The sequence below is a fragment of the Dolichospermum sp. DET69 genome, from assembly GCA_017355425.1.
In the GTDB taxonomy this organism is placed as follows: Bacteria; Cyanobacteriota; Cyanobacteriia; order Cyanobacteriales; family Nostocaceae; genus Dolichospermum.
Map to the genome: position 1 here is coordinate 4,236,794 of CP070233.1, position 20,044 is coordinate 4,256,837.

Genomic DNA, 20,044 nt, shown 5'->3' on the forward strand with positions numbered 1-20,044 from the left:
TGATTTACCTGAAAATCACCGTAGATACCCAACTTTAATAAATTGGGTATCTACAGATTGTGGTAGAGAAATCCGGTATTGTGAAAAACTAGGCAATCAAACTAAAATCACTACCACTTAAAGTAATATCAAGATTACCTAATTGGGCAAACTCAAACACTTTTCCTGCACCCAGAACATTACCATCCTGGTTATAGAATAAACTGCCAGTGCTTTGACTATAAACAATCCTTGCATTACTAGCATTCACCAATTCATCATCAGTGACAACTGCAAAATCACTTAAAGCCTGTCCAACAGTATTAGTAATGGCATTGAAAGTGCTAAGACTTAAAACAATTTTGTCCTGTCCGGCATCAAATTGGGGAATATAGTCAACACCTAAAGCAGTGCTAAATACTCCATTATTTTGGAATAGATATTGATCATTTCCAACTCCTCCAGCCAGAATATCATCACCTAATCCTCCCCAAAGAGAATCATTTCCTGCTAATCCTTGCAGTTTGTCATTACCTGCACCACCAACCAGCAAGTTATCGAGAGCATTACCCGTTAAACGGTCATTTCCTGCACCACCTGTCACATTTTCAATGACGTTGTTACCAGAAAGAATGAGCTTCAGATTACTATTGACTGTTTGCGAAGTCGTAACAGCCAAATTCACATTTACCGCAGCAGTCGTTCCCGTCAAGTCAATAGTATCAATACCTCCCGTTGCCGTTTCTACAATCGTATCCGTTCCTAATGCACCTATCACCGAGAAAACATAAGTGTCATTACCATCAAGACCTGTAAGAGTGTTATTGCCACTATTGCCTGTGAAAACGTTATCCCCTGCATTACCAGTTCCGTTGATAGCAGATGTTCCCGTGAGAGTCAGATTTTCCACACCATCTGGCAAGATAGTTGTAATAGCAGCCCTCAGAGTATCAGTTATAGTCGTCGCCACTGTTTTGGTAGTGCCAAGAGTAGCATTAGTAGCAGAAGTCAGGTTGAGGTTAAAGGTTTCATTAGCCTCATTGAGTGCATCATTGAGAATGGGAATATTGATGACTTGAGTTTTTACCCCTGGATTGAAAGTTAAACTACCTGTGGTACCAGTATAGTCTAGACCAGCCTTAGCCGTACCATCAGCAGTAGCATAGTTGACGGTAATAGCTTTAGTGCTGGTATTGGAAAGAGTCACCGTATAAGCGACATTTTGAGGATTGGTGTTACCTTCAACAATGGTTTGGGTCGCACTGAGGTTAGCTGTAGGTTGCAGGTCATTATCCGCAATGCTGACCGTTGCATTAGCAGTTGTACCAAGGATGTATGCAGTACCTTTGACTAAGGTAAGGATAGAAGTCTCAGTTCCTTCAAAAATGGTGTCATCAATAGGTGTTAATGTTACCGTCGCTGTGTTACTGCCGGCAGCAAAGATAACATTATTTGCTACAGTGGTATAGTCTGCGCCGTTAGTAGCTGTCCCGGTGAGGCTATAGGTGACTGTCAGGGGTTGGTTGATATTTCCTCCCAACCTTGTCAGAGTGAAAACACCAGGATTAGGAGTAACACCTGTTGCAGTTTCCGCAGCATTAGCAGTAGCAGCAACCGTAATCACAGGCAGTGCAGAGGAGTCATCATTGGTAATAGTTCCTGTCACTGCTGTTGTTGTATTAACAGTGTAACCTGTAGCAGTTGCTAGAGTGAGGACAACGGTTTCATCAGTTTCAACGGTGGTATCGGCTGTGGGGTCAACAGTTAAAGTTGCCGTACTGCTTCCCGCTACAAAGGTAATGATTCCAGTAGTTGCAGTAAAGCTAGTTGCACCTGTTTGAGTATAGTCTGTGTTGAAAGTGGCAGTTCCCCCAACACCATAGTTGACAGTGAGGGCATTAGCTGTGGGTCCAGTTCTGGTGAAAGTGTAAACCAGATTGCTTAGTCCATCTTCGGTAACGCTGGCAGGAGATACAGCTAGGCTAATACTGGGTAAATCATTATCAGCAATATTGACAGTGGCGCTGTTGGTGACATCCAGAGCATAGCCTGTACCTGTTGTTAGGGTGAGGATAGCGGTTTCTGTGCCTTCAAAGATGTTGTCATCTATAGGTGTTACTGTGACAGTAGTGTTACTTGAACCTGCTGCAAAGCTGACGGTTCCTGGTAAACTACTGTAGTCAGTACCGTTGGTGGCTGTTCCGCTGAGGGTGTAGTTGACTGTAATGGCTTGGCTGACATCACCTGTACGAGTTGTGCGATTCGTTGTTAGCTGAATCACGGTATCCAGCCCGTACATAAGCTAACCAACCCAACTCTAGTAATAGAGGAAAGGTTGAACTCTCGGTCTGATATGGGTGAAAGTCCCATCTACCAGACTCAGGTATGAATCCCTATCTGCCTACGATGACCCGACTCGGTTTCGGGAGGTCGAAGCTAGGAACAGGACGCAATCAGACATCCGTTGCGGGGTGACACTGGCGTTAATGGGGAGTTCCCACGGTGAAACAGAGCCTAGAAAAGCGACTTAACAGAGAGCAGGACGCAACATCAAAATCCTGACTCCACTGGAGCAAAACCCCGCCGCATTTTAATTCGGATAGCGGTAAGAGTCTAGGGATTTCAGTGGTCGAATTGGCTACACCTAACGGAACGAACAATCTAACCGAGGGAACGAATAAAAACGGATTGAGGGTCTGAGGGCGGTCGAACCCTAGGTAGGCTGGACGAGCAGCGGAATCCCCTCAATTCGGGTAGGACAGACCGTAATTGGTCTGAGGTGTTCAGAATACACAGACTGGAGCAGAGCATGATTGGACACAGAGAAAACTCTAGTGAATCTTGGAAAACGTTGCCCTGGAAGAAATTCCGTCGTGACTTATTCCGCCTACAAAAGCGCGTGTACAAAGCGGTTCAAGTTGGAGACAAGCGCAAAGCTAAGTCCCTACAAAAGCTGATTCTGAAATCTACCGCAGCAAGATTACTGGCTATCCGTCAAGTATCACAGCTAAATGCCGGGAAAAAGACAGCAGGAATTGACGGCAAAAAGTCCCTTAACTTTAAGGAACGCTTTGAGCTTAATGAACTGTTGAAGGCATCCGTTAACAACTGGAAACACCAGGGGTTAAGAGAAATACCCATCCCCAAAAAGGATGGTACTACTAGGATTCTGAAAATCCCTACTATTGCTGATAGGGCTTACCAATGCCTTATCAAATACGCATTAGAACCAGCGCACGAAGCAACTTTCCACGCGCACAGCTACGGGTTTCGGACGGGACGCTCGGCACATGATGCACAGAAAATCTTGTTTCGTAACCTATGCTCAAACGCCAACGGAATAGATAAACGAGTTATAGAACTCGATATTGAAAAATGCTTTGACAGGATAAACCACACCGCCATAATGGATAGACTCATCGCTCCTTATAGCATAAGACAAGGTATTTTCCGATGTCTCAAAGCCGGAGTCAATCCAAAGTTCCCCGAACAAGGAACACCTCAAGGGGGCGTGGTAAGTCCACTTTTAGCTAACATCGCCTTAAATGGGATTGAAAGTATTCACAGATACCAGAATCATGGGTTCAGAATTACGGACAAAACCCCAAAGGAAAATATTGTTGAACCAACAATCCGTTATGCGGATGACATGGTAATAATACTCCGACCCCAAGACGATGCCACAGAAATACTCGACAAAATTAGTCAGTTCCTAGCAGAGCGGGGAATGAAAGTCAGTGAGAAAAAGACAAAGTTAACCGCCGCGACAGATGGGTTTGATTTCCTGGGCTGGCATTTTAAAGTCCAGAAAAACGGAAAGTTCAGAAGCGTCCCATCAGTGGACAATTTTAAAGCTTTTCGCAAGAAAGTAAAATACATCGTCAACAACTCGAATTATGGTTCTACCACAAAGGCTGAAAAATTAGCCCCCGTAGTTAGAGGCTGGAGGAATTACCACCGCTTCTGCAAGATGGACGGGTCAAGAAACTCGTTATTTCACATCCAAAACAGAGCATTTAGGGTATTCAACAAGGAAACTAAACAGAATCGCTATACCAGTAAGCAATTACTAGATAAGGCTTTTCCAGCAGTCCCTTTCTCCGAAAATAAACATATCAATGTCAAAGGTGAGAAATCACCCTACGACGGAGATTTGAGTTATTGGAGCGAGCGTAACAGCAAGCTCTATGACAACCATACCTCTAAAGCCCTCAAACGGCAAAACCATAAATGTGGTTATTGTGGGCTAAAAATGCTCAGTGACGAGAAGGTACATTTACATCATGTTGATGGAAACCATAAGAATGGTAAAACTAAAAACCTTCTAGCAATTCATGAAAGCTGCCACGACTATATTCACATGAGCAAAAGCGAAAGTTAAGAACATCGGAAGCTGGGTGCGGTGAAAGTCGCACGCCCAGATTTAACAGAGAGGAGCGCGGGATAATACCCGCCTTCGACTCTACCAGGGTGAAAATACCAGGATTAGGAGTAACACCTGTAGCAGTTTCCCCAGCATCGCTATCGGTAGTAGCAATACTAATGACTGGAAGATCGTCATTGATAATCGTTCCTGTCACCGCTGTTGTGGTGTCAATGGTGTAATCCGTACTTGTCGCTACAGTGATGACAACGGTTTCATCAGTTTCAAAGGTGGTATCGGCTGTGGGGTCAACAGTTAAAGTTGCCGTACTGCTTCCCGATGCAAAGGTAATTGTTCCAGTAGTTGCAGCAAAGCTATCTGCACCTGTTTGAGTATAGTCTGTGTTGAAAATGGCAGATCCCGCAACACCATAGTTAACAGTGAGAGCATTGGCTGTAGTTCCGGTTCTGGTGAAAGTGTAAACCAGATTGCTTAGTCCATCTTCGGTAACACTGGCAGGAGATACAGCTAGGCTAATACTGGGTACATCATTATCAGCAATATTGACAGTGGCACTGTTGGTGACATCCAGAGCATAACCTGTACCTGTTGTTAGGGTGAGGATAGCCGTTTCTGTACCTTCAAAGATGTTGTCGTCTGTAGGTGTGACAGTGACAATGGCGGTGCTATCACCAGCCGCAAAGTTGATAGTTCCAGGTAGACTATTATAGTCAGTGCCGTTGGTAGCAGAACCGCTTAAAGTGTAGTTAACTGTAATGGCTTGGGTTAAATCACCGTTACGAGTTACAGTAAAAGCACCAGGATTGGAAGTAATGCCTGTAGCTGTTTCCCCAGCATCGCTATCGGTAGCAGCAACGGTAATAATTGGGAGATCATCATTGGTAATAGTTCCCACCCCTGTAGCTTTGGTAATCGTTGCGTTAGTTACATTGCTCAGGTTAACGGTAAAGGCTTCGGGGTTTTCGCTCTTGGTATCACCAACAACGGCAATGGTCACTGTTTTACTGATTTCTCCAGGAGCAAAGCTGATGGTTGCATTTGCCGCGTTATAGTCTAAATCAGCAATGGTGGCTGTGCCGTCTGCGGTAGCGTAGTTAACAGTAATAGGTTGGCTACTGGGGTTAGAAAGGGTGACAGTGAAAGTGGCGTTAGTAGTACCGCTATTACCTTCAATAACGGCAACATCGTTAATACTAATGGTAGGTTGGGGGTCATTGTCGGTAATATTAACCGTGGCACTGCTAGTAGTTCCCAAGATATAGCCAGTTCCAGAGGTGAGGGTGAGGACAGCGGTTTCTGTTACTTCAAAGATGTTGTCGTCTGTAGGTGTGACGGTGACAATGGCGGTGCTTGCACCTGCTGCAAAACTGACGGTTCCTGTTAGGTTGCTGTAGTCAGTGCCGTTGGTAGCAGAACCGCTGAGGGTGTAGTTGACTGTAATCGCTTTAGTTAAATCATTAGTCCGAGTTAAGGTGAAAGTACCAGGATTAGGAGTAACCCCTGTAGCGGTTTCCCCAGCATCAGCATCAGTAGCTGCAACGGTAATTACTGCGGGAATCGCGGGAATAGATAACTGATTGCCATTAGTATCGAAGAGGGCTATATAGTTATCATAGCCGCCCTGATTAGTTTTCCCCGGCAGACTTCCATTTGTTTGCCCACTTACGTAAATATTACCAGTGTTATCAATGTTCAAACCGCTGCAATCATCATAAGAGTTAGTGCCAAACTGTTTTATCCAAACAAGAGTACCACTGGTATTGTATTTGGCTAAAAAGCCATCATATTCTCCCTGGTTAGTATTACCTGAAAAAGTGCTGTTGGTGGTTCCAACTACATAGATATTACCTGCGCTATCGGTTTTGACTGTGCCGATATAGTCATCGCCAGTTGTACCTAGCTGTTTTACCCAGGCTAGGGTTCCAGTGGCAGTATATTTCGCCAGAAAGCCATCGGAATTGCCCTTATTGGTGTTACCACTAAGCGCACCGTAGGTTACACCTGCAATGTAGACATTACCTGTGCTATCGGTGGTGAGATTCGAGCCGTAGTCATCGCCAGTTGTACCTAGCTGTTTTACCCAGGCTAGATTGCCATTGGCATCATATTTGCTAACAAAGGCATCATTCCCGCCCTTGTTGGTACTGCCTGCGAAACTACCTTTGGTATAGCCTGTAACATAAATATTATTACTGCTATCTAGGGTAATACCAGTGGCAAATTCATCAGCACTTGTACCAAACTGTTTCACCCATGTTTGTGTACCATTGGTGTCATATTTGGCGATAAAAGCGTCATAAGCTCCCTGGGTAATATTCCCTGCAAAAGTTCCCCATGTCTGTCCCGAAATATAGCTATTGCCACTACTATCAACACTCATACCAGAGGCATAATCCTGGGCAGCCGTACCAAACTGTTTCACCCAAACTTGTGTACCGTTGGTGTCATATTTGGTAATAAAAGCATCGGAAGTTCCCTGGAGGATACTACCTGCAAAACTACCTTCTGTATTGCCTGTAGTATAAACGTTACCTGCACTATCGTTACCAACATTACCTCCAGTATAATCATTGGCAGATGTACCGAATTGCTTAATCCAGGCTTGGCTGCCATCGGCGTTATACTTGGTGATATAAACATCATTTCCGCCTTGGTTGGTATTACCCGGAAAACTCCCAGTAGTGTGACCACTCTCATAAACACTGCCTGAGCTATCAGTGCTAATGTTGTTATATGACCAATCATCAGCAGTTGTCCCAAACTGCACTGGCCAAGAAGCGGTTGAGGTGGCAACTTGTAAAGTGTAGTTAGTGTTATTTCCAGCCGCAGGTCGGAAAACTTTGACGTAATAGGTTCCGGTATCAACTGCCCAATTGAACAGTTCATCAGCAGTTCCAGTTTTAGTGCCTTTGGCAATGGTGCGTCCTAGTCCATCAACTAACCACACATCTGCATTTGTAGTTAGATTGGTAAGTTTAACCTGGACATTGCCGGCTGTGGTGACATTGAAGCGATAAAAATCAGATAGGTCTGTATCACCTACAAAGTCTGTGACTGATTGAGGATTATAGAAATTAATTGCCCCTAAATCCTTAACTTGGTCTACTACTTCTAAGGTTAAGTTATTGCCTGTGGAAGTTGGCGCAAATGCCAAACTGCTGCTGATATCTATGCCTTGAATGGTGTTAAAGGTCTTGGTTGTGGCAGAACTGTATGTTAAAACTGCGAATTTAGTGCCAATAGTTGGTGTATAGCCACTGGTTAAATTCAGTTTGAGGATTCCCCCTAAATCTGCTGCACCAGTAATGTTGAATTTATCAAAACTGGTGGCACTACCTAATTCTAGGTTGAGTGTTCCAGCAGCGGTTTGGCTATAGTCACCAGTGATGTTCAATATGCCTAGGTTATTACCGGGATTGATTTGACCACCACTGTTAGACACACTACCTGTGATAGTTCCCGTTCCGTTAAGAGTTCCACCCTGGAGGTTGAGGGGACTATTCTCAAAAGCGAGACTACCTCCACTAATGTTAGTCGTTCCGGCTGTCTGTGTGTAACCGCCGGTAAATCTCAATCTTCCCTTGTTGACTTGAACTGTACCTGTGTTGTTGAAGATGGCATCAATATAGGAGTTATCTGTGGTTGTACCGTTGGATTTGGTCAGAGTCCCAGCATTATTGAAAGTGGGTTGACCGTCATACCAATAATAAAAATCTGCATCACCTTGTAAGTCAATAGTTCCAGTGCTGGTATTGTTCCAAGTTGCAGCGTTGATAGCAGATAACGTACCATTACCTGTCCAAACAGTTGCACCTGTGGTTTCTAATGTTGTTCCATCTAAAGTTTGAGAACCACTCAGGTTTAATGTTCCACTGACTGTCTTTTTACCCGTACCGCTTAATGTGCCACCATTCCAGTTGAGTAGGTTGGAAACTGTCAAAGCACCTGCTCCCGTGAGATTTCCTCCCACCAAGTTGACAGGGGCTAACCAAGTAGAAGCGGTATTAACTGTGGTTATTCCACTTTCAATGTTAAATTTACCTGCACCAGTAACACTATTACCTGCATTGAAGTTGTAGTCAGAAGACAGCTTTAAAGTTGCTCCATTATCAATACTGAAACTACCAGTATTAGTCCCTCCCCCACTCAGCCTTAACGTCCCTTTCTTGACTTGGACTGTGCCTGTGTTGTTGAATATGCCACTAATGTAGGATTCATCTGTGGTTGTACCGTTGGATTTGGTCAGAGTCCCAGCATTATTAAAGGTGGGTTGAGCGCCATACCAATAATAAAAATCGGCATCACTTTGTAAGTCAATAGTGCCAGTGCTGGTATTGTTCCAGGTTGCAGCGTTGGCAGCATATAACGTATCATTACCCGTCCAAACAATTGCACCTGTGGTTTCTAAGGTTGTTCCATCTAAGTATTGATTACCACTCAGGTTTAATTTACCACTGACTGTCTTTTTACCCGTACCGCTTAATGTGCCACCATTCCAGTTGAGTAGGTTGGAAATTGTTAAAGCACCTGCTCCCGTTAGGGTTCCACCAATCAAGTTGACAGGGGCTAACCAAGTAGAAGTGGTATCAACTGTAGTTATTCCACTTTCAATGTTAAAGTTACCTGCACCAGTAACACTATTACCTGCATTGAAGTTGTAGTCAGAAGACAGCTTTAAAGTTGCTCCATTATCAATACTGAAACTACCAGTATTAGTCCCTCCCCCACTCAGCTTTAACGTCCCTTTCTTGACTTGGACTGTGCCTGTGTTGTTGAAGATGCCACTAATGTAGGATTCATCTGTGGTGGTACCGTTGGATTTGGTCAGAGTCCCAGCATTATTGAAAGTGGATTGAGCGCCATACCAATGGACAAAATCGGCATCACCTTGTAAGTCAATAGTTCCAGTGCTGGTATTGTTCCAAGTTGCAGCGTTGGCAGCATATAACTGACCATTACCTGTCCAAAAAGTTGCACCTGTGGTTTCTAATGTTGTTCCATCTAAGTATTGATCACCACTCAGATTTAATTTTCCACTGACAGTCTTTTTACCCGTACCGCTTAATGTACCACCATTCCAGAGTAGGTTAGAAATTGTTAAAGCACCTGCTCCCGTTAAGGTTCCTCCCACCAAGTTGACAGGGGCTAACCAAGTAGAAGTGGTATCAACTGTAGTTATTCCACTTTCAATGTTAAAGTTACCTGCACCAGTAACACTATTACCTGCATTGAAGTTGTAGTCAGAAGACAGCTTTAAAGTTGCTCCATTATCAATACTGAAACTACCAGTATTAGTCCCTCCCCCACTCAGCCTTAACGTCCCTTTCTTGACTTGGACTGTGCCTGTGTTGTTGAAGATGCCACTAATGTAGGATTCATCTGTGGTGGTACCGTTGGATTTGGTCAGAGTCCCAGCATTATTGAAAGTGGATTGAGCGCCATACCAATGGACAAAATCGGCATCACCTTGTAAGTCAATAGTGCCAGTGCTGGTATTGTTCCAAGTTGCAGCGTTGGCAGCATATAACTGACCATTACCTGTCCAAAAAGTTGCACCTGTGGTTTCTAATGTTGTTCCATCTAAACTTTGATCACCACTCAGGTTTAATGTTCCACTGACAGTCTTTTTACCCGTACCGCTTAATGTACCACCATTCCAGAGTAGGTTAGAAATTGTTAAAGCACCTGCTCCCGTTAGGGTTCCGCTGGCTAAATTTAAAACACCATTGTTACTAACTGTACTTGCACCCTTGAGGGTTAAGATATTGCCATTTATATCTAAAGTTTGAATGCCACTAGTAGCACCAAGAGTCAAACCAGTTAGAGTTCTGGCGTTATTTAAGAGAACGGTGTAAGTTCCAGCGATGGTAATTTGGGCAATATCTGCCGAACTTGGTATAGTACCGGGAGTCCAGTTAGCTGCCAGATTCCAGTTACCGTTAGCAGCGTTTTTCCATGAAAGAGTAGCCATTTGTTGAAATCTCCTAAATGCTTAAATTAGTATTTTGATGGTTGATATCTGGGATCATGCTTGAAAAAATCTAGATGCTTTAAAAGTAACTAAGATAGTGGTTTTCAATTTAGTTACTGTGGTAGCAAGTTGAGGTTAATTACCAAAACGCTCTAAAAACAAGCTTTTTGATCATTACTAAGCACTTGCTCGTAATTACTAGTTGCATTGTAACCTATCAATTGATTTTACTAATCTAGACTTTACTAATCTTATACGAGTATATCATAGATGATTTTAAATGTATACAATAAGGCATATTTTTTTATACCGTACATAACTTACGCATTGTATAAATAAATTATGATATGCTTTCGCAAAAATACCTTATTTCAGGCTGCAAGGAATTGTATTTTTGCCGATAAATCAATCGTGGGGTAGGGGTAAAGCAAGAGATTTATTAGTGTTAACTTATACTTGATATGGTTGAGATATGGACTTTTGTAAAATTACGAAAAACCTAGATTTGTAGGGGTTTAGCAGTACTGATATGTGTCAATTTAACGTAAAATCATAGTCCGCCTGGGAATGAATTCCCAGTCTCATAGCCAAAGTTATCTAAAGATAACTAAATATAAAAAAAATCTTTAGTTCACTTCCGTAGACTTTGGTTATTAGCCCTGAAATGTACTAATATGTGTCAATTTAACGTAAAATCATAGTCCGCCTGGGAATGAATTCCCAGTCTCATAGCCAAAGTTATCTAAAGATAACTAAATATAAAAAAAATCTTTAGTTCACTTCCGTAGACTTTGGTTATTAGCCCTGAAATATGGCTTACGCCACGGGGGTGTGGAAGCCAACGGATAAGTAAGGACGTATTGGAATACACCCTTATTTAAGTTGACACATATCAGCAGTGCTAAACCCTTACCTGCTTAAATCAAATAATTAAGCCGTTTTGAGTATGGCAAAAGTTGTCTTTTGATGACTAAAAATTCTAAAAAATCCTCAGTTTACTTTAGTAAACTTTGGCTATTAGCCCTGAAATTCATTTCTGGGCGGGTGTAGCAGCTAACAGATAAGTAAATTCGTATTGCAATATACCCCTACTTGAATTAATATCTTTGAGTATGGCAAAAGTTGTCTTTTAATGACTAAAAATTCTAAAAAATCCTCAGTTTACTTTAGTAAACTTTGGCTATTAGCCCTGAAATTCATTTCTGGGCGGGTGTAGCAGCTAATAGATAAGTAAATTCGTATTGCAATATACCCCTACGATAAATGTCGTTTTTATAGCCACATATATTTGATATTTTTTGTCAATGCGTAAGTCCTAGATTTTTACCAATTCCCCGCCAAAACAGCTATAATAAGCATTAAAACAAACATAGTATGACAATTATCTTAACCAACGATGATGGTATTGACGCACCAGGAATTGCAGCTTTGTTTAAAGCCGTAAAAGGTAAATCGGTAATTATCGCTGCACCACAATCACATCAATCAGGCTGTGGACATCAAGTTACTACCCATCAACCCATTAACCTCCAACGGCGTTCTGATGTTGAATATGCTATAGGTGGTACTCCTGCTGATTGCATCCGAGTTGCTGTATCACATATTGCTCAAGATATAAAGTATGTGATTTCGGGTATTAATGCCGGTGGAAACTTGGGAGTTGATGCTTATATTTCTGGTACTGTCGCTGCTGTCAGAGAAGCTGCAATGCACGGGATTCCCGGAATTGCTGTTTCCCAATATCGTCATGGTAAACGTGATTATGACTGGAATGCGGCTATTAAATGGACATCTGCATTGCTCACAGATTTGATGGAACTTCCCCTAGAACCTGGATGTTTTTGGAATGTCAATTTACCGCACCTATTACCACAACAACCAGATCCAGAAGTAGTATTTTGTCAACCTTGTCCGAAACCTTTACCTGTTAATTATCGAATAGAAGGTGATGATTTTTACTATATAGGAGAATATGGTAAACGAGAACGAACTCCTGATAGTGATGTTGATATATGTTTTTCTGGCAAAATTGCGGTGACTAAGTTAAAAGTTTGAGGTAATTAGGACTTACTGATTCACGTTTTAGATTTTTCTTTCTCTTGACTCGGTGACTCTTGCTATAATTATTCATTCTGTAATAAGGATACAAGCCCATCTAAGGTTTGTGACAATTGAGTGATTTGCTCCATAGAATCCTTCTGAGAGTCAGCTAAACTTTGTACAGCGTCACACAAAGCAAAAATTTGATACCCTTGCTGCTGTACTTGTTTTCCTTGGGCTTCTATTTGTGAACTCAGGGCATCTACTCTTTGAGCAAGACGTTCAATTGTCTCAGTTGTTGAGAGAACAGCGTCTCCAATCTGTTCAACAATAGATTCTAAGCGACTGATTTTTGCTTCTACTCCAGTGGCAATCATTTCTGGTCTGCTCCAATCTTGGGAAAAAATCATACAGTAATATTCCTAAATATTCATGCAATAGCTTCATAATCAGTATTATTAATAAATAAAGTAAGTTGTAATTATTCCTCCCTTATGGCTACGTGAATATAATTTTTAATTCGTCATTAACCAATCCCAATACCTATTCCCCAATCTCTACATTAAATTACTGAGTAGCCTAAAAATACGATACCAATTGCACAGAATACTAAACCAGCAAAGCGGATGATTTTCGGTAAAATTTGGTTAATTTCATTGATGCCGAAAGTTACACCTATTTCTCTGGCACTCATAATAATTACTGTTTGTGTGAAGGCAACACTAATTATAAAAGGAATAACAGTGAATATTTCTGCACCGATGATAGATGTCGCATCAGCATAACCTTGAAATATGCCAGCAGTAGCACAAAACATGGCTATTGCTAACCAATGAATAGGAATTGGTGTAACTAACATCACACCTAAAGCGATGGTACAAATAGCGATCGCTATTGCAGGTCCTGGTAAGATAACTGGAGACAAATTAATCAATTGTCCACAAACAGCAGCAATGACAAAAGTGATATTGAACCAATTACCACGGGCAAATCTAGCGGAGAATAAACCTAGCGCCACAATACCTGCAAAACGGTCTAAACTAATCACTGGATCTGCTATGCCCCAAATAAACCCTTCCCAGGGAGTGGAAACATTATGTTCAATGGGTGATCCACCGGCTGAAGTTAGCAAACTAATGACAACTAAAATAGCGATCGCCCTTAGAAGATGCTGCTGTTTAGATGTTACTAAATTACTGGACTCAGAAGCTACTAACTGTGAATTTTTAAACATCTTTAGATTATGCTAGTTGGTGATTAATATTACTGTTAATTATTACAAATATTAATCCATTTAGGTTCAATGCAGTAATTCTTCTACTTGATGTTGATTCCACAAAGTTTTGTAAAGTCCAGGCTGTTCTACTAGTTCTGAATGATGACCAACTTGGACAATTTTCCCCTGATCCATGACCAAAATTCGGTCAGATGTGGCAGCGGCGGAAAGTTGGTGAGTAATAAAAATTACTGTTTTCTTTTTTGTCCCTGTAGAGAGATTAGTGAGAATTTGGGTAGCGGTTTGATTATCTACACTGGATAGGGCATCATCTAACAGCAAGATAGGGGCATCAATTAACATGGCTCTTGCTAAAGCTGTGCGTTGTCGCTGTCCACCCGAAAGGGTAATTCCCCGCTCACCGACGAGGGTTTCATACTTTTGGGGGAAATTCTCAATTTCCGCGTCAATTTGCGCCATTTTAGCGGCGTAAACTACATCTTCTTCAGCAGTGATGGGATCACCATAACGGATGTTATTTTTGACGGTGGTACTGAATAGAAAGCTATCTTGAGGTACGTAGGCGATCGCTCCCCGTAAATCACTCACAGCTAGTTTTGTAATATCCACGCCGTCTAAAAACAACTGTCCTGACTGAATATCCAATAACCGGGGGACAGCATTGGCTAAGGTTGATTTTCCTGCACCAATGGGACCGACAATGGCCACCAATTCTCCAGGAGCAATCGTAAAATTAAGATGTTCTAAAACTGGGGTATTTACGCCGGGGTAGGTATAATTAAAGTTTACTGCTGTTAGTTCTCCTTTAAGTTTGCTTACCTCCACATGGATAGCATCAGGTGTGTCTTGAATTTTCGGGGTTACACTGAGAATAGTCTCCAAGCGGTCAATACTAACTTCACCCCGTTGATAAGCAGTAATGGTAAATCCTAACAAAGCCGTAGGGAAGACTAACCGCTCTACATAAATTAGCAAGGCCAGAAAATCGCCAATTGCTAGAGTACCAGCAGATATCTTGGCTGTACCCAACCAGATAATGATCAAGGAACTGAGACTTGCTAATCCACCAATGAGGGGAAACAGGGTATTGCGACTTTTAGCTAGTTTAAGGTTAGCTGCTAGTAGCTGTTGATTTTTCTGATTAAATGCTTGACGCTCATTTGCTTCTTGAGCATAAATTTTAATCAGCGCCATACCGCTCATATCTTCTCGTACCAGTTCACTCATCTCTGCAAGTTGCTCTTGAACGACGGTTTGCTCATCACGCAAGCGATCGCTAAAAAAATGCACCATCAGAAACATAAACGGGTACACTGCTAACGATACCAATGTCAGTTCCACACTCAGAGACAACATGACTGGTAATGTCAGAATATAGGCGAAAAAAGTATTTGCCAAACTTAAAACAGCAAAGCCTAATAACCGTCTAATATTATCTACATCACTGGTAGCGCGGCTAATTAAATCCCCAGGAGTATTAACCGTAAAATAAGCAGGTTCTAATTGCATTAGGTGTTGAAAAATCCGCTGTTTGAGGTCAAATTCTACCTGTCTTCCCACACCAAATATCCAAATGCGAGAAGCCATTCGCATCATCCACATAGCGGAACTAAGTAGGATAATCATGACTACATAATGGATAATCTGACTAAAACTAAAACTTTGGGAAAGAGTGTCTACTCCTGAGCGAATTAACAAAGGAATATAGACACCTAGCCCATTGACAATAAATAAGGCCATAATACCGAAGACGGTTTCGCGCCAATGGGGGCGTAAATAATCAGCGATTTTAGCAAGTCTGTGAGATTTGGCCATGCAGGAGTTGGGAGAAAGGAGTTAAGGAGTCACCGAGTCACCGAGTCAGGAGTCAGGAGGAAGAAGGAATTAAAAATAATGGCAACTGACCACTGACCACTGACAAAATAATTACGTGCGACCACGTAAGAAAACATAAATCTGGTTAAGATAACTTTCCCATACTTGGGTAGTAAGTTGCAGTGTTTCTGCATTAGGAACAAAGTCTTCTACCCGTAACCCACGTGTACTAATGGCTTGAGGGTTTTGGAGTAGATAAGAAGGGATATTCACATTGAAACTATTAAAAGCTACGGTGGGAGAATTTATCTCTCTCGTAGGTGGGATGATATTTTGCCTAATATCTGAGATTGTGAAGTTAGGATTTGCTGAACTCAAGGCTACTAGAGTAGATGAGGCAGTTTGTTGATTGAGGTTCATCCCCTCAACTGTAGCAACTGGTGATCTAACTAAAAAGTAAGCGATCGCTGGCGTGCTGGCTAGAAGTAAAACCGTCAAAGCCCATCCTAAAAGGAAACCTCCTGGTTTATCTATGCCACCGCCTTTAATTTTTTGAGCGGCTAAAAACAACATTAAAACCGAAGCGCCCAAGGGCTTGAGTGGAAAGGAGATAAACCGCCACAAAGAAGCCACCGCTGGTTCACTAGGGTTGAGAAATGCTAAAGCTAAAATAACTATGACCAGTCCTAAAAGAAATCTGCCTACAAAAGTTATTGATGGATTGAATCTTTGAAACAAAGAATAGGCTACAACACCAATTAGGAGCCATAGCAAGACCCGGCTTAACAACTGAAACATAGATTAACTCTCTAATTTTTGAGCGCAGTAAGCCTAGAGGCCGCAGGAAGTGGCTTAATTTTATTGTCAAGCTGACTTAAAAATACCTCAAACCTCACACCAAAAGAGTACCGCCGTAGTGATTTTAGTGCAATTTCTTGACACTGAGTGTATTATTTGCGATTTTCCCAAAGAGTAATTTTAAAATTAGCTGGACATAAACCAATTTATACCCTTTTCAATAGGTTAAAAGGAGATGATTTTTTAATTAAATACCCGTAACCGCCCTGACTTAAAAATCTCCCTCTTGTGGCATATAAGCATAATCAACCCTTTGATGGACGGTCTTCATTATAAAAATATCTAACGTATAAATATTAGAACTGAGAACATAAAAACTAATAACCTAATTTTACCAGGTTCTAATTGTTGAAAATGATCCGTTAACATCACATCAACTTATTGTCAAACAGGGGCAAAATTGCCAGCCTGTACCAGCCCGTTAACTGCCGCATCCCTAAAAAGTGGAGATAAAAGTAGTATGTCTCTTTTAAAAATCAAAGAATTTGATCCGAATTATCGGGAAACATTTCAAGGAAAAGACATCAAAGGCATGGGTGTATATGCCAGCCCAGAGGAAAAAATTGGCACAGTCAGCGATATTTTAGTAGATGACCAAGGACATTTCCGGTATTTTGTGGTTGATTTGGGCTTATGGATTTTCGGGAAAAAAGTTTTATTACCTGTAGGTCGTTCGCGCATTGACCATACTGCTGAACGGATTTATACAGTGGGAATGACCAAACAACAAGCGGAGAATTTACCTGAATTTAGCGAACACCGAGAAGTTGATTACAACTATGAAGAACAGGTGAGGGGAGTATATCGTTCGGAAGCATTCTTAGAAAATTCCGCACCTTTAGATACAGCCGCTGCTAGAGGGGTGGGATTAGATACACCGTCTTCTAGAGGTGCCGCTAGTGCTGTTGCTACCCCACCGGAGAAACCTATTCTGCACAATGGTAATGGTAATGGTTATGACTATAAACAAGAACCTGCTTTATATGAGCTAAATGAGCAGGATCATCAGACTTTCAAACTATATCAAGAAAGATTAATTGCCAACAAGATCCGCGCTAAAACAGGAGAAGTCACTGTTGGTAAGCATACAGAAACTGAGACAGCCAGGGTTTCAGTACCGATAGATAAAGAACGGGTTGTTATTGAACGAGTAACGCCTACGGAGGCTGGTGAAGCAGTTATACCTGGTAGCGTGAGCTTTGGCACAAGCGAAGTTACTCATATAGATGTTTATGAAGAAACTGCTGACATTCATAAGGAAGCTTACCTACGTGAAGAAGTCAGAGTGAATAAAGTTGTAGACCGCGAAAATATTGAAGCAGAAGAAACTCTGCGCCGGGAAGAATTGGATGTTAACACCCAAGAACATCCAAATTTAGAGAGAAGATAATTTGTTTTTGGAAGTTCCGTTAAAATCCACATTTTTCAATAGGAGCCGATTATGAGTATCAAAGATAGAGCCAAGGCAACTGCTAAAAACATTGAAGGTAAGGTTCAAGAAGCCCTAGGAGATGTCAGCGGAGATCCCAAAACTCAAGCCGAAGGCAAGGAAAAACAAGCAGAAGCAAAGGTTCGTCACTCAGTTGAAGATGTAAAAGATCAAGCAAAAAAAGTTATTGACTAAGTAGGTGAACAGAAAAAAACCGAAGTATGTAACGAAAAGTAAAATGTCCCAAAACCTCTTCTGTTCCCTGTTTCCTGTTCCCTGTTCCCTGTTCCCTTATCATAACGACAATTTTTAACGCTCACTTACTTAGATTAAATAGGCAGGTTAGACATGGGGAAATAAGGCTAATTCTTAATTACCTTTGTTACCTGCCATTTGTTCCCTTTCTAAAAGGTTAAAGAGGAGAAAAAAAATGAGTTTGATTAAAACTAAACGAGCCGTAGGAGTGTTTTCTAGTCGCCAAGAGATAGAAAATGCTCTTAGTGAACTGCGAGATAACGGATTTGATATGAATCATGTATCTGTGATTGCTCAAGACACGGAAGATTTGAATCAGCGATATAAAATTGGTGAAACACGAGTTGAAAAACCCACGGGAACAACTCATGACACAAGTCATGACACAAGTCATGATACAAGGCATGACACAACCCATGTTGAGGAAGGAACAAAAACTGGAATAGGAGCAGGAGGAGCAGTTGGTGGACTGACAGGCTTACTCATCGGGCTAGGAACTCTAGCTATTCCTGGAGTCGGTCCAATTATGTTAGCAGGAGCAGCAGCTACAGCAATTGCAACAACTCTAGCAGGTGGAGCGATTGGAGCAGCGGTTGGCGGTTTAATTGGTGGACTTGTAGGTTTAGGAATTCCCGAACATCGGGCGCAAGTATATAATAATTATGTAGTCGCTGGAGATTATCTGGTCATTGTTGACGGGATAGAGGCTGAAGTTCTCCGGGCTGAAAAGATACTCAAGAACAGAGGAATGAGGGAGTGGGAGGTTTACAATACTCCAGAAACTAGTCGTCATGAAAGTCCTGTTGTTTCGCGCTTGTGAGGAAAAAACTAATACCAAAAAGAATTTAGATTCCTTGGAGACGCTCTATACAACGTCTCTACAAAGACTCTAGGAAACACACATTTAATTTTCACTCCTATGTCTAACCGATTCTGTGCAGCCTTACATAGGGTGGGTGTAACTTCCGGAATTATGATGCCAAAGGTCTGTTTTTGAGGATTTGAACTATGAAAAGAATTATGCCTTTAGTTCTCAGTAGCATTTTATTACTGGGAACAGTTGCCTGTGACAATAACGCAAAAACTAGCAGCAATGCACCAGATTCACCAGCAGAATCCGGTAAGGTTGTCACCGATAAAACAGTCCAAACTGATAAAAAAGATGCAACTAGCCAAGTCCGTCGAGATCAACTCAATGCAGATATTCGCGCCCGTGAGCAACGCAATCTAAGCGGGGGAAGTGCAGATCGTGCTAATACTGATCTGTCCAGTGAAGTTCGCTCTAAACTGGAAGCCAATATTCCCGCTAGTCAGTTAACCGTTGCTGCTAAAGATGGGGCAATTGTTGTTGGTGGAACTGTACAGAATCAAGAGCAATTAAATAAAATTGATTCTCTGTCCAAACAAATTAAGGGTGTTAAAAGTGTGAAAGTTTTAGCCAAAGTTACCCCAGCCGTACCTAGTGAAAAAAGATAAAAGATTGCATTTATAACTTCATTACTTACATATTAAGGAGAAAATTCCCATGGTTTTACTGCAAAAATTTCGCAGATTTTTCTTCATTATTAGTTTGGTTTTATTACTGGGAAGTTTCACGGCTTTTACTGCTGAGGAAAGTTTAGCTCAAACTCAAATTGCTACTATGAATAAAGTGGAGGCAATCGGGAAGGATATTGAAGGTAAAGCTCAAGAAACTATGGGTAAAATTACAGGAAATAAAAAAGATCAGGTAATGGGGAAGGTCAAACAAGCAGAAAGCAAAGTTCGGAATACGGTTGAAGATGCCAAAGGTGTCAGTCGGGAACAAAGATCAAAAATTGAAGCTCAAGTTAAAAAGTCTATGGATAATAGTATTTCCAATGATAAGGCTACAGAAAATCAATACCGTAACCTTTCAGGAAGATGAGATCTACAATACTTTTAAGTCATCCTTACTCAGGATGTTGATGTTGGGTTGAGAAACAAAAACTAACACTTTTAAGGTTTGGTTGGGTAAGGCTTGCACTCTACCCAACCTACAATTATTTTTAACATTAATTAATCGCCATAGTTGCACTCTATGTCACGGCATTGCCT

General features: G+C 41.6%; 13 protein-coding genes. 7 read left to right on the forward strand and 6 right to left on the reverse strand.

Annotation, left to right across the window (positions count from 1 at the left end):
* Positions 1 to 88: 88 nt before the first annotated feature.
* On the reverse strand, positions 89 to 2,089 hold the full coding sequence (locus EZY12_19405) for a M10 family metallopeptidase C-terminal domain-containing protein (protein QSX70738.1): 2,001 nt from the start codon (positions 2,087 to 2,089) through the stop codon (positions 89 to 91).
* 699 nt (positions 2,090 to 2,788) lie between these two features.
* Here EZY12_19405 and EZY12_19410 point away from each other — a divergent pair.
* Entirely contained in the window at positions 2,789 to 4,360 is a 1,572-nt protein-coding gene (locus EZY12_19410) for a reverse transcriptase N-terminal domain-containing protein (GenBank protein QSX66914.1), read from the forward strand.
* Here the strand turns inward: EZY12_19410 and EZY12_19415 are convergent.
* Positions 4,293 to 10,334 carry an SBBP repeat-containing protein gene (locus EZY12_19415; protein ID QSX66915.1) on the reverse strand — a complete coding sequence of 2,014 codons (6,042 nt, stop codon included), beginning with the start codon at positions 10,332 to 10,334 and terminating at the stop codon, positions 4,293 to 4,295. The two genes, EZY12_19410 and EZY12_19415, sit on opposite strands and share 68 nt — an antisense overlap.
* Positions 10,335 to 11,708: 1,374 nt before the next feature.
* Between EZY12_19415 and surE the strand changes: the two genes are divergently transcribed.
* The gene (gene surE, locus EZY12_19420; protein QSX66916.1) at positions 11,709 to 12,389 is read left to right on the forward strand and encodes a 5'/3'-nucleotidase SurE; all 681 of its coding nucleotides are present in this window, start codon (positions 11,709 to 11,711) and stop codon (positions 12,387 to 12,389) included.
* Positions 12,390 to 12,457: 68 nt separating this feature from the next.
* Here the strand turns inward: surE and EZY12_19425 are convergent, their stop codons facing one another.
* From EZY12_19425 to EZY12_19440, 4 genes are all read right to left on the reverse strand, one after another.
* Complete coding sequence (locus EZY12_19425; protein QSX70739.1) at positions 12,458 to 12,751, reverse strand: hypothetical protein; 294 nt, start codon at positions 12,749 to 12,751, stop codon at positions 12,458 to 12,460.
* A gap of 185 nt (positions 12,752 to 12,936) precedes the next feature.
* Positions 12,937 to 13,608 carry a HupE/UreJ family protein gene (locus EZY12_19430; protein ID QSX66917.1) on the reverse strand — a complete coding sequence of 224 codons (672 nt, stop codon included), beginning with the start codon at positions 13,606 to 13,608 and terminating at the stop codon, positions 12,937 to 12,939.
* Positions 13,609 to 13,674: 66 nt separating this feature from the next.
* The gene (locus EZY12_19435; GenBank protein QSX66918.1) at positions 13,675 to 15,426 is read right to left on the reverse strand and encodes an ABC transporter ATP-binding protein; all 1,752 of its coding nucleotides are present in this window, start codon (positions 15,424 to 15,426) and stop codon (positions 13,675 to 13,677) included.
* A gap of 111 nt (positions 15,427 to 15,537) precedes the next feature.
* Positions 15,538 to 16,224 carry a hypothetical protein gene (locus EZY12_19440; GenBank protein ID QSX66919.1) on the reverse strand — a complete coding sequence of 229 codons (687 nt, stop codon included), beginning with the start codon at positions 16,222 to 16,224 and terminating at the stop codon, positions 15,538 to 15,540.
* 520 nt (positions 16,225 to 16,744) lie between these two features.
* Here EZY12_19440 and EZY12_19445 point away from each other — a divergent pair.
* The 5 genes from EZY12_19445 to EZY12_19465 all read left to right on the forward strand — a co-directional run bounded on the left by EZY12_19445 (position 16,745) and on the right by EZY12_19465 (position 19,874).
* Positions 16,745 to 17,674: a DUF2382 domain-containing protein gene (locus EZY12_19445; GenBank protein QSX66920.1), complete on the forward strand. Its 930-nt coding sequence runs from the start codon at positions 16,745 to 16,747 to the stop codon at positions 17,672 to 17,674.
* 51 nt (positions 17,675 to 17,725) lie between these two features.
* Complete coding sequence (locus EZY12_19450) at positions 17,726 to 17,908, forward strand: CsbD family protein (GenBank protein ID QSX66921.1); 183 nt, start codon at positions 17,726 to 17,728, stop codon at positions 17,906 to 17,908.
* 235 nt (positions 17,909 to 18,143) lie between these two features.
* Positions 18,144 to 18,788: a signal transduction histidine kinase (STHK), LytS gene (locus EZY12_19455; GenBank protein QSX66922.1), complete on the forward strand. Its 645-nt coding sequence runs from the start codon at positions 18,144 to 18,146 to the stop codon at positions 18,786 to 18,788.
* 188 nt (positions 18,789 to 18,976) lie between these two features.
* The gene (locus tag EZY12_19460; GenBank protein ID QSX66923.1) at positions 18,977 to 19,444 is read left to right on the forward strand and encodes a BON domain-containing protein; all 468 of its coding nucleotides are present in this window, start codon (positions 18,977 to 18,979) and stop codon (positions 19,442 to 19,444) included.
* A 157-nt stretch (positions 19,445 to 19,601) separates the two neighbouring features.
* Positions 19,602 to 19,874 (forward strand): CsbD family protein, encoded by a 273-nt coding sequence (locus EZY12_19465; protein ID QSX70740.1) that lies wholly within the window; start codon positions 19,602 to 19,604, stop codon positions 19,872 to 19,874.
* The last annotated feature ends 170 nt before the right edge of the window (positions 19,875 to 20,044 follow it).

Coding starts and splice junctions, on each gene's coding strand:
- EZY12_19450 (QSX66921.1), top strand. CDS start 17,726: ATGAGTATCAAAGATAGAGCCAAGGCAACTGCTAAAAACATTGAAGGT.
- EZY12_19425 (QSX70739.1), bottom strand. CDS start 12,751: ATGATTGCCACTGGAGTAGAAGCAAAAATCAGTCGCTTAGAATCTATT.
- EZY12_19415 (QSX66915.1), bottom strand. CDS start 10,334: ATGGCTACTCTTTCATGGAAAAACGCTGCTAACGGTAACTGGAATCTG.
- EZY12_19430 (QSX66917.1), bottom strand. CDS start 13,608: ATGTTTAAAAATTCACAGTTAGTAGCTTCTGAGTCCAGTAATTTAGTA.
- EZY12_19460 (QSX66923.1), top strand. CDS start 18,977: ATGAAAAGAATTATGCCTTTAGTTCTCAGTAGCATTTTATTACTGGGA.
- EZY12_19410 (QSX66914.1), top strand. CDS start 2,789: ATGATTGGACACAGAGAAAACTCTAGTGAATCTTGGAAAACGTTGCCC.
- EZY12_19440 (QSX66919.1), bottom strand. CDS start 16,224: ATGTTTCAGTTGTTAAGCCGGGTCTTGCTATGGCTCCTAATTGGTGTT.
- surE (QSX66916.1), top strand. CDS start 11,709: ATGACAATTATCTTAACCAACGATGATGGTATTGACGCACCAGGAATT.
- EZY12_19435 (QSX66918.1), bottom strand. CDS start 15,426: ATGGCCAAATCTCACAGACTTGCTAAAATCGCTGATTATTTACGCCCC.
- EZY12_19455 (QSX66922.1), top strand. CDS start 18,144: ATGAGTTTGATTAAAACTAAACGAGCCGTAGGAGTGTTTTCTAGTCGC.
- EZY12_19445 (QSX66920.1), top strand. CDS start 16,745: ATGTCTCTTTTAAAAATCAAAGAATTTGATCCGAATTATCGGGAAACA.